Source organism: Microbacterium sp. LS_15 (assembly GCF_041954735.1).
Classification (GTDB): Bacteria; Actinomycetota; Actinomycetes; order Actinomycetales; family Microbacteriaceae; genus Microbacterium.
On sequence record NZ_JAVAYD010000013.1, the window covers coordinates 83,532 to 93,624 of the forward strand.

General features: G+C 62.6%; 8 protein-coding genes. 3 read left to right on the forward strand and 5 right to left on the reverse strand.

What is annotated here, in order from left to right; translation table 11 throughout:
- Window positions 1-34: 34 nt before the first annotated feature.
- The 3 genes from RAC69_RS14495 to RAC69_RS14505 all read right to left on the reverse strand — a co-directional run bounded on the left by RAC69_RS14495 (window position 35) and on the right by RAC69_RS14505 (window position 6,510).
- Window positions 35-3,007, reverse strand: a complete 2,973-nt coding sequence (locus RAC69_RS14495) for a DEAD/DEAH box helicase family protein (protein ID WP_375087438.1) — start codon at window positions 3,005-3,007, stop codon at window positions 35-37.
- The gene (locus RAC69_RS14500) at window positions 3,007-5,046 is read right to left on the reverse strand and encodes a site-specific DNA-methyltransferase (protein WP_375087439.1); all 2,040 of its coding nucleotides are present in this window, start codon (window positions 5,044-5,046) and stop codon (window positions 3,007-3,009) included. Before RAC69_RS14500 ends, RAC69_RS14495 begins: the two co-directional genes overlap by 1 nt.
- Before the next feature lie 528 nt (window positions 5,047-5,574).
- Window positions 5,575-6,510, reverse strand: a complete 936-nt coding sequence (locus RAC69_RS14505) for an FRG domain-containing protein (protein WP_375087440.1) — start codon at window positions 6,508-6,510, stop codon at window positions 5,575-5,577.
- Window positions 6,511-6,925: 415 nt separating this feature from the next.
- On the opposite strand from RAC69_RS14505, the gene RAC69_RS14510 reads away from it, so the two are divergent.
- Window positions 6,926-7,921 carry an SDR family NAD(P)-dependent oxidoreductase gene (locus RAC69_RS14510; protein ID WP_375087441.1) on the forward strand — a complete coding sequence of 332 codons (996 nt, stop codon included), beginning with the start codon at window positions 6,926-6,928 and terminating at the stop codon, window positions 7,919-7,921.
- Window positions 7,922-8,080: 159 nt separating this feature from the next.
- Window positions 8,081-8,803 (forward strand): protein NO VEIN domain-containing protein, encoded by a 723-nt coding sequence (locus RAC69_RS14515; protein WP_375087442.1) that lies wholly within the window; start codon window positions 8,081-8,083, stop codon window positions 8,801-8,803.
- Between the two features lie 198 nt (window positions 8,804-9,001).
- Here the strand turns inward: RAC69_RS14515 and RAC69_RS14520 are convergent, their stop codons facing one another.
- Together RAC69_RS14520 and RAC69_RS14525 are read right to left on the reverse strand one after the other, a co-directional pair.
- Window positions 9,002-9,280, reverse strand: a complete 279-nt coding sequence (locus RAC69_RS14520; RefSeq protein ID WP_375087443.1) for a hypothetical protein — start codon at window positions 9,278-9,280, stop codon at window positions 9,002-9,004.
- Entirely contained in the window at window positions 9,277-9,615 is a 339-nt protein-coding gene (locus tag RAC69_RS14525; RefSeq protein WP_375087444.1) for a hypothetical protein, read from the reverse strand. Before RAC69_RS14525 ends, RAC69_RS14520 begins: the two co-directional genes overlap by 4 nt.
- Window positions 9,616-9,674: 59 nt before the next feature.
- Between RAC69_RS14525 and RAC69_RS14530 the strand changes: the two genes are divergently transcribed.
- Window positions 9,675-10,058 carry a hypothetical protein gene (locus RAC69_RS14530; protein WP_375087445.1) on the forward strand — a complete coding sequence of 128 codons (384 nt, stop codon included), beginning with the start codon at window positions 9,675-9,677 and terminating at the stop codon, window positions 10,056-10,058.
- Window positions 10,059-10,093 lie beyond the last annotated feature (35 nt).

The window sequence follows — 10,093 nt, forward strand, 5'->3', positions numbered from 1 at the left end:
AAGCAGCCCCACGCCGCGCCGGTGTCGGCCACCGTCATAGGTTCCAACTCCCTGGAGCGGCGCGGGCGTAGTCGTCGATTCCGATGGCTTCAAAGTGGAGCTTGGCGGACTTGATCTTTGCGAGCTCGCTCGGGCGAAGCTTCGCATCTTCGAGCGTGCTTTTGGTCTCCCGAATCATGTAGACACGATCCTGTCCATCTTCGCGCTTGATGATCGCCCAGTCCGGGTTATAAGGGCCGACAGGCGTATCGATCTTGAACTTGGCCGGCAGCTTCATGAAGAGCTTGATGTCCTCGCGGCTGTCAAGCAGCTCAGCGAACTGACGCTCCACGTCAGAGTCGAAGACCACGAAGTCGAAGTCGGTCTTCTGCGAGTTCTGCACCTTGTACATATGGTCGAGGAAGCGGTCCTTCTCCTCCTCCCCGTCGCGCTGAAGTTCCCGAAGTTCGTAAACCGAGCCAGCGATCATCTCGTACTGGATTCCATCGACGACGATCTTCGCGAGCTCCGACTGGATCAGACGCTTGACAGTGGCGATAAAGTCGTTCGGGTTGCCGATGAACTCGGGAAGCCGCTTGCTTTGGACAAGGATGTCGACGATGGTCTTCCGAGTCAGTGAGGTCGCGCTCTGGAGCTCGGAGATGATGTCGGGAAGGTCGTAGCTCCCCTTTAGTCCCTCCGACCGGGTGCCGAGTTCTTCACCCTTGGAACCGCCGCGCAGCACCTTCACGCCGGCGCGGGTCACCTGGATCCGCAACGGATCGATCTGCGGAGCCGACCGGATCGCCGCCACCGCGCGGTCGACGATCTGGTCACGATCGACACTCACCCGGTAGGTCGTCCGGCGGCTGATGGCGTGCCAGAACTCTTCGAACTCCGGGGTCGAGTAGAGCTGCTTATTGAGCAGACGCGGGCGCCGCTTGCTTGCCGGCTTCACGTACGTGCCGATATGCGCACGCTGCACAAGAGCACAGATCTCAGTTTCATATTGCTCGTACTCTTCGGGTAGGGACAGCGAGAAGCCGAGCGTGTTCGGCTGGAACTTGCTCGTCACCTTGCCGTCTGCGATGAAGCCTTTCGCGGCGAGGTGCTCCCACACCGCGAGCGAGCGCTGGAAGCCGAACAAGTCGTCCGTGAGCGCGCCCGCAGCGTCCTGCAACAGGATCTTCGAGAACTCGCTCTTTCGAACTTCCCCGATCTCCACACCCGCCGTCTTGTACTCGTTCTGGAGACTCTTGGCGAACGCCGTGTAGGACTCGTTCGCGACCACCGTGAGGGTGGCGATACCGGGATCGGCAACGCGCACGAAGCCGTCCGCGGTCTTCGCGACGGGCAGACGGAGCCCTCGGCCGATAGTCTGACGACGCTCGGTCTCCGCGCCCATCTCGCGGAGGGTGCAGATCTGGAAGACGTTCGGGTTGTCCCAGCCTTCGCGAAGCGCCGAGTGGCTGAAGATGAAGCGGACGTCCTCGCCCTCGTCCAGCAGTCTTTCTTTCGCCTGCATGATCAGTTCGTAGGCATCGTCATCGGCCTTCGTCGTTCCCGAACTGTCCTGCGCAACAGTCACCTTGCCGCGCTTGATCTGCGAGAAGTACGCCCGGCGCAGCGCTGACGGTTCCTGCGGCAGCAGTTCCTGGTAGCGCGATACTTTTGCACGTTCCTCGACAAGGACTTCGTCGAACCAGCGAGCGAACTCCCCGTCCGCCGTCTCGTTGGTCGTGCCGTCTCCCATGTAGCTCGCGACCTTATCGACAAAGAAGAGGCTCAGCACTTTGATGTCGCGAGGCCGAAGCAGGGCCTCCTTGCGGAGGTGCTCACGGATTGTCTCGCGAATCATCTCCTTGTAGATCGCACCGGTTGAGGCGCCAATGCTCTTCCCCTGTTCGAGGAAGCCGTGGAGCGTGAGGTCGACGTAGGCGGGTTCAAGACTGATCTCGTTGATGCGCCAGCCTTCGTAGATCGGGTTGCCCGTCACACGCTCGTCGGATAGCTCCTGGTGAGGCTTCACCGTCACGATTCGCCGCTCGAAGGTGCCATCCGCCTTTCGGCACGAGAGCTCCAACCGGGCGGCCCAGTACGGCTCGCGCTTCACCTCGACGAGCTTGATGTACGGCGTGGCGTCGGCGCCCTGCTGCTGCACATCCGCGACGACGATCTGCTTGACCAAGCCGAGGTCGTGGGCATCGACAGGGTCGAGCCGGTAGACGACGTTGCGCTGCTTCTTGTGGGTCGCGCTGTACCGGAGCGTGACCACAGGATCCAGCTCGCCGACCGCAGACTGGGACAGGACCGATTCCATGTTCTGGGGCTCGTCCATGATGACGACGGGATGCGTCGCCTTGAGGTAGTCGATCGGGCGCAGCCCGTTCAGCTTGTCCTTCGCCTGGTGGATGATACGGGTGTTGGCGGTGCCACGGATCGCATCGATCGTCATCACCATTATTTGGATGGTCGTGGACGTGGCGAAGGCTTGCACCTCTTCCGCGTTCTTGCCGCGGTAGACCGAGAAGTCGAAGGGCTGGCCGGGATACAGGTCGCCGAAGTGGCCGCGCATGAGCCGGATGCTCGTCGCGACACCCTCACGGATAGCCACGCTCGGCACGAGGATGACGAACTTTGTGAAGTTGTAATCCTTTGCGAGTTCGAAGATCGTCCGGAGGTATACGTACGTCTTACCGGTGCCGGTCTCCATCTCGATGTCGAATTCCAGCGCGGAGTCGACGAGCTTTGGCGCCACCTCCAGGCCATTGCGGTCCTGGACTCGCTGGAGATTCGCAAACACCGTGTCCGGGTCGAGGACGAGGTTGTTGCCGATCGCGCCCACTTCTTGCGTGAGGTCGAGGTCCAGGGTCGCCTGATCGGTCTCCTCCAGCGCCGCCTGCCCTCGAAGCGTGAGTTCGAGCTTGTCTGCGTCCTTCGGCTGACCGTCAAAGAGGTCGACGACGGCGCCCACCGCTTCAAGCTGATACGGCTGGCTCGGATCGAACTGGAATGCTGCGCCACTCATTAAGCGGTCCAGAGCTCCACGCCGTTCGACTTCGCGAGCTGGACGAGATTCGTCTTCAGCTCGTCGTCGCCTTGGAACGCGTCCTCGAGGATGATTATGCGCGCTGGGCCGGCGCCCACGACAGTGCGCAACTGTTCCAGCGATGGCTTGGTGTGCTCGTCAAGGTAGGCGAGCACGCCGAAGTCGCCATCGCTGTCGTACACCGCGCGCAGGTCTAGGCCATCGATCTCAACGCGGGCGATCTTCTCGGTCAGCGAGTAACCCTGCTTCAGCAGGATCTCGGTGAGGAGGTCGTCTTGAGTTGCGTCGTCGGCGCTGCTGCTCTCCCGAAGGTCGAGCAGGTGCTGCTCCAGCGCATTCGACTCGACATCACTAGTGACACGCCACTTCGCGAAGTTGGTGTCCGCGAGTCGGAACGCTCGAAAGCCGAGGTCCGTCTCCTGCTCGGAGCCGATACTGAGCTGGTTCTTGCGTGTTCCAGCTAAAGCCTCGCCAGCCTTGGCAATGCGACGTCGCGCGAGCTCAGCCAAAGTCGTTCGTTCGTCAGCTACGGTGGCCGGCTCGGGCAGCTGAATCTGGATGTGACGTCGGTTCCCGCCGTCTCGGAGGTTGGCCGCCATCACAGCGTGGGCGGTCGTTGCGGAACCCGAGAAGAAGTCCAGAATCAGCGCGTCCTCGCCCGGGCGCGTGAACACTGTGATCAGATACTCGATCAGCCCAACCGGCTTCGGGTACGAGAACTTAAGGCCCCAAGAAGCGAGAACGGAACTGTTCTGCTTGGTGGTGCCGAAGTTCCGAAGCACTGAAAGGACATGCCCCTGATCCTCAGCGCGTCGCTTCAGCATGTAGATCGCGCCGGTGTCCCGAAGCTCGAACCACGTCTCGCGTCCCTCCGAATCTTCGATGGGTACGCAACCGTTTCGAATGAACAGGTCGAGAAGGTTGCGCGAGCTCCAGCCACTCCGGACCCGCGCTGGTGCAGCGACTTTGCCATCGGAAATGACGAGCTCGTCCAGCACGTGGGGATAGCTGTCTTCGCGCACGCCGATCACGCCGGAGTCGAAGTTTGCCGGAAACCCAACGGGGAGCTCCACCTCTGAAGGCGGATTTGCGGGGCCGTTCTTCGTGATCGAGTTCTCGATCAGTTCGCGATAGAGCTTGCTGTCGTCGTCGATGTTCGGATCAATGACAGAAGGACGCTTCACCTCGGCTGCGCTGCGGGCGTATGCCATGACATACTCGTGGACGCCCTTGACCTTGCTCTGTTGGTCGACGTTCCCCTCGTTGACCCAAATGAACTGCGCAACCAGGTTGTTCTCCCCGAAGACTTCGTCGCAGAGTCGCCGAAGCTGAGCCTGTTCCTTGTCGTTGATCGAGATCAGAATGACGCCATCGTCGCTCAAGAGGTTCCGCGCGAGCTTCAGCCGCGGATACATCATGTTGAGCCAGTTGCTATGGAACCGACCTTCCGTCTCGACGTTGCTCGTGACGGGCTTACCTGATTCATTCACCTGCCGAGACCATTCGAGATAGCTCTCGACACCCTCGCGAAAGTCGTCGGGGTAGATGAAGTCTCCGCCGGTGTTGTACGGCGGATCGATATAGATCAGTTTGACCTTGTTGTGGTAGTGCTTCTGCAGAATCTTCAGCACTTCAAGGTTGTCACCCTCGATGAAGATGTTCTTCGTCGCGTCCCAGTCTTTCGAGTTATCGGGATCCGGACGCAGCGTCGCCGTCGTCGGCTCCTGCGCAGCGCGCAGCGCCCGCTTCTTGCCGGGCCAGAAGAGGCCGAACCGCTCGTTGGCGTCGGCCGCATCCCCAGCGAGGAGCTCCTGCAGTTTGACGACGTCGACTTTGCCGTCGGTAATCGCCTCCGGCACCAGCTCCGCTAGCTGTGCGGCCAGCTCAGTCTGGAAGTTGGGAGTTGACGATGGTGTCTCGCGGATGTCGTCGTGCATTCGGTGGGGGCTTTCAATTTCGTTCGTCGTGGGGGTCTCCGGCGCGGGCTGCGGCTCTACCCACCAGAAGGTCGAGGACAAGAGATCCTTGTACTGCGTGCCCCGCGGGGACAACAGCCCGATGACGTCCCGGCACTCGTCGGCCTTCTCGAGGAGCTTTGGCGGTCTCTCCCCGAACTGCTCGTCGGCATCTTCGCGCGCTGCTGCTACTGGCGCCGGTCGTTTTTATGCCGAAGCTGTTCCATCGGGTCCTCGGCCTGTCGGGCCAGCCGGCGAACTTGCCGATGCGATCACTGGGGTAGTCGCGCTGCACCTCGATCCGCATGTTCTCAGAGTATCGACCAGTCCATCGGCAGTTGGGATTGTGAAAGGTGTGGTGGACGCACACTGCGGTGCCACTCAAGGGCTCCTCGGCTGCGGATATCTGGGCGGGACGGCGGATGCTTCGGGCTGCATGGGTAGCGACTACGCGGGAGGCGAGGGCGAGCCCGCCGCGTCAGCACGAACGATGCGCATTTATGCGGTTCGAGATGCGTGTGTGCGCGGTGAGCCAAACGCTTACACATTCGGATCAGCGGCATGCTCTCGCGTGGGGTCTTGACCTCATCGTCAGTCGATCTCGGTAAGGTCAGCTCCATGAGTCGCGAGTCCAAACAGATCCGGGTACATCGACCCGTGATGCAGGCCGTGCTCCTCGAACAATTGTTTCCGTATCTCCGGTTTCGCGCTGGCCGCGATTCTGAGCGTATACGCCGCCTGTGACTTCAGCGATGTGCGCTGATCGAGGCTCTTCAAGAAGACTGAGACGGAAGTCACCTCACGGACGTTGCGTGCAGGCATGGTCTTCATGTTTCCGTGCTGCCACGCCCCTGGCATCCGGTACCGAGAGTTCTGACCATGAGGCAAAGATGGGACGCCGCCCACCAAGAACGCTCCCTTCTGCGCGATAATTCGCTCATTGAGGGCGGCGGGTGGGTTCCAGACAAAAGGAAGCTCGGTTTCCCACCCGTTCTCCTCCCTTGCCCAATTGCTCCACGGTAGTTCCCGCGAACCCCACTTGGCATCAAGCTCGATAGTCCGATCCTGAGACTGGAAGGCGAAGACGCGGCCGTCAACGTCGGGCAACGGTTTGTGCGTCCTTCCGTCGAATTTCTGCTCAGTGGCGAAGAACACCGCGATCATCGCCGAATGGCTCACATCGATTAACCGCGTAGGTCCGCCGTAATGCTGGATGTGTGCGAGCGTCTCGAGAGCACTTCCGCCACGATCGGGCCAAGTGCTGCGAGCTACCGCCAGCAGACCGGATTCCAGCTCGCGCATTCGCGTTTCCGACGGGACGCCTCCGTCGCGGTCCTTCAATCGGCGGTAGGCAGAACTCAATAGCCCGTAGGAGTCATTGTGGACGCCGCGCCACACGAGGTGTCGCCCTCGCGACACCCGCTCCACATTGCGAAGCTCTTCACCGAGATCGGCCCAGCCGTCAACCGTGTGCTCCCAAGCGCGGAAGTAGTTTTGCGGATCCCATGCCGGCGCAGGAGTAGTCATGAACGCGAGCGTACAGGCCAGAGCGTGAGGCGGCGGATCGTCGGCTCTACCGGACCACGTACGCTCGGAGCCCCGGACCGTGGATGCTACCGGGCGTCGCTCGGCTCACCATGCCCGTCGCCGTGGGCGCGTCGACGGCTGGCTCGGAACGAACGGCAATGCCGGGCCACCCATTAGCCGGTCCGGAGTTCGACGCTTTTCGACTTCGCGAGCTGGGCGAGGTTCGTCTTGAGCTCGTCGTCGCCTTGCAACGCGTCTTCGAGAATGCTCATGCGCGTCGAGGTTTGCGACGTTTGCTCCGCCCGGCCAGCGGTCGACGATCCGCAGCGGAACGACGCCGCCCACCATGAACACCGCTGGCGTACACTCGGACCTAACGAGACGCACCGTTGCGAAACCCTGAAGGAGTACCCGCATGTCCCTCACCGCCCACTCCACGATCGGCGACTGGCTCAACGACCCAACCGGCGGCCCGCTCATCCGCGGACTGTTCGAACAGACCGGGGCCGACCCCGAGCTCCTCACGCCCGTTCTCGGCCTCCCGCTCCAGCAGCTTGTCGCGATGAGCCAGGGCCAGCTCCCGCAGTCGGTCGTCGACGACCTCGTCCGCGCGGCCAACAACGGCGAGATCCCCGAAGACACGAACACCGAGGGCTGGACCGAGACCCCCACCCCCGGACGCTTCGCCGGCAAGACCGTGATCGTCACTGGCGCCGCGTCCGGGATCGGCAAGACCACGGCATCCCGCATCGCCCGCGAAGGCGGACGCGTCATCGCCGCTGACATCTCCGCCGAGAAGCTCGATGCGCTGGAGTCCGAGCTGCCCGACATCGTCACGGTCGCCGGCGACCTCACCCAGCAGGACGCAATCGACGCCGTCATCGCCGCCGCAGGCGACACCATCGACGGCCTCGCGAACGTCGCCGGCATCAACGACGATTTCTCCCCCGCGGGCGAGACGACGAATGCCGTGTGGGACCGCGTCATCGCCATCAACCTCACCGCCCCGTTCAAGCTCATGCGCGCGGTGCTGCCGATCATGGAGAAGGCCGGCCGCGGCGCGATCCTCAACGTCTCGAGCGAGGCGGGCCTGCGCGGCAACGCCTCGGGCAATGCCTACACGGCGAGCAAGCACGGCATCATCGGCGTCACGAAGTCCGCAGCGTTCATGTACGGGCCGAAGGGCATCCGCGTGAACAGCGTCGCTCCCGGCGGGGTCGCCACCGGCATCCCGATGCCGCCGAACATGTCGGAGTACGGATCCGGACGCCTCGCCCCGTTCCAGCAGGCCATCCCCACCGTCGCGACCGCCGAGCACCTCGCCGCATCGATCACGTTCCTGCTGTCGGACGACGCCGTCAACATCAACGGCGCCGTGCTGGCCTCGGATGGGGGATGGTCGGTGCAGTAGACCAGTCCCGGCTGCGGCAATCACGGTGTCATTAGCGCTCATCGACATCACCAACGGCACAGCTCAAGAGCACTGAACGATCGCTCGATTGGGTTCCGCGGGCGGGACGCGCCGTACCCGCCGTCTCACCAAGCCGAAATACCGGAATACAGTTCAGGGATGCAGAGCTGGAGGGAATCGATCGTTGAGGCGCTAGTCGCGCTCGGCGGAGAGGGACACTATCAAGAGATCTACGCGGAGGTAGCCTCGCGCAGACCGTCTCGTCCTAGAACATGGCAAGAAGTCGTCCGGCGGACCATCCAGCAGTCGTCATCTGATTCAAACGCGTTCATCGCTCGCAACGGCGATATCTTCTTCTCAGTCGACGGAATCGGCCACGGCCGATGGGGACTTCGCTCTCGCGCCGATGGAGTGTCCGACACATCCAGTTCGATCGTGGAGACCTCGACCGTCGGACAGGGAATGCATGCCGACTCTGTCGTTCGCATCGCAATCGAGAAACACGCCGTCTCCGCCGCCGTGGCCCACTACAGTTCCCTGGGCGCGCTCGATGTGATCGAGGTAGGCAAGCCCTACGATCTGAAGATGATGCTCGACGGTTACGAAATGCATGTAGAGGTCAAAGGCTCTACCCGAACCGTGAACGCCGTGACGCTGACCCGCAACGAAGTAACTCACGCACGAGCGTTTCCAAACACTCAGCTGTTCGTGGTCGACGCAATCGAGATCGCTACCGACCAGGCCGGGAAGATCGCGACCTCCGGCGGGCGGACGCGTGTGTGGCTCGACTGGCAACCTACCGATGAGTCACTCCAGGCGACTGTGTACCAGCACACCCTTCCAACATCCGAATCTGAGATTCCGACCCCAACGTCCCCATAGCAAGTCAGCTCTGGAACGACGCGCGATCGAGCATCGGGCTCCCCTGTTTCGCGAGGTCCGCGGCCTTCGTGTCACCGTATCGTGGGCGATGGCAGGCGGGCTGACGATCGTTCTCACTGCTCTCCATCCTTCGTCGTTCTGCGCCGCTACGGCTCGCTCGCCCGCAGCGCACCCGCTACTGATCCACTGGGTCTTCGCTTACTCCCGTGCGCGCAGGTCCCGCCGCTTGCGAAGCCAACCTGGCACCGTGCCGACGACGAAGGAACCGGCGATGAAGCACAGCAGTCCGACCACCAGTGCGATCGCGTGATCCCTCGCCTCTTGCTCGCCGAACTCCCCGTTGAGCTGGGCCTGCATCAGGAACCAGAACCAGACGAGCACCGGCAGCAGCGCCAGCGCCGTGCCGAGCTTCCGTCCGGAGCGTTCGACGATCGCCCCCAGCACGAAGAGCGTGACACCGATCGCGACGAACATCATTCGGTCATGTCCCGCTCGACGGCCGACCCGCGACCGATCAGCAGCGCAAGACCCACGAAACCGATGATGAATGGGCACCCCACGATGAGCACGTAGTGAAGCCAGAGTGGATCGGCGACCGGGTGGTACGAGGTGATGAATGCGCCGATGCTTCCCATCAGCAGCAGCGGGAGCAACCAGCGACCGACCGCTCGCACGTGATCTGTGATCCACAGGGTGCGAATGATCACGCCGAGCATCATTGCGGTGCCGACGACTCCGACCGTGATCAGGAACGTTCCGAACGACATGCGGCCCATCGAACCACACGGATGAGGACGCTCCGCGTTCTCCACAGTCACTTCGCCACCGCCTGACGCCCGGCCTCACATCTCCGCCGGTTACCCTGGCTCGCATGAAGAAGCTTCCCGCTCTCGCCACGCTGACCGTCGGCATCCTGCTGCTGTCGGGATGCTCCGAGCAGGTGTCGAAGCTCACCGCCTGTGGTGAGGTCGCGTCGCAGGCGGTGCAGGTGAGCGGTGCGATCGATGCGCTCAGCTCGCCGACGCCGGAAGCGGCACGGGCGGCGCTCGACGAGGTGCGCGGTGTGGTCGAGAAGATCCGTGGCATCGACGGTCCCGACGAGTTCGTCACCCTGCGCGAGACGTGGACCACCAGCATCGACGCCGTCATCACCGAGGGCGAGAACGCGCTGGCCGGGAATCCCGGGAACATGGATGTCGTCACCACCCAGCTGCGCACCGCGACCGAGGCGATCGTCGGGTACTGCACGCCGTAGGGTCGAGGCGTTTCGTCTCGCTTCGCTCGCTCAAC

Coding starts and splice junctions, on each gene's coding strand:
- RAC69_RS14510 (WP_375087441.1), top strand. CDS start 6,926: ATGTCCCTCACCGCCCACTCCACGATCGGCGACTGGCTCAACGACCCA.
- RAC69_RS14495 (WP_375087438.1), bottom strand. CDS start 3,007: ATGAGTGGCGCAGCATTCCAGTTCGATCCGAGCCAGCCGTATCAGCTT.
- RAC69_RS14505 (WP_375087440.1), bottom strand. CDS start 6,510: ATGACTACTCCTGCGCCGGCATGGGATCCGCAAAACTACTTCCGCGCT.
- RAC69_RS14515 (WP_375087442.1), top strand. CDS start 8,081: ATGCAGAGCTGGAGGGAATCGATCGTTGAGGCGCTAGTCGCGCTCGGC.
- RAC69_RS14520 (WP_375087443.1), bottom strand. CDS start 9,280: ATGATGTTCGTCGCGATCGGTGTCACGCTCTTCGTGCTGGGGGCGATC.
- RAC69_RS14530 (WP_375087445.1), top strand. CDS start 9,675: ATGAAGAAGCTTCCCGCTCTCGCCACGCTGACCGTCGGCATCCTGCTG.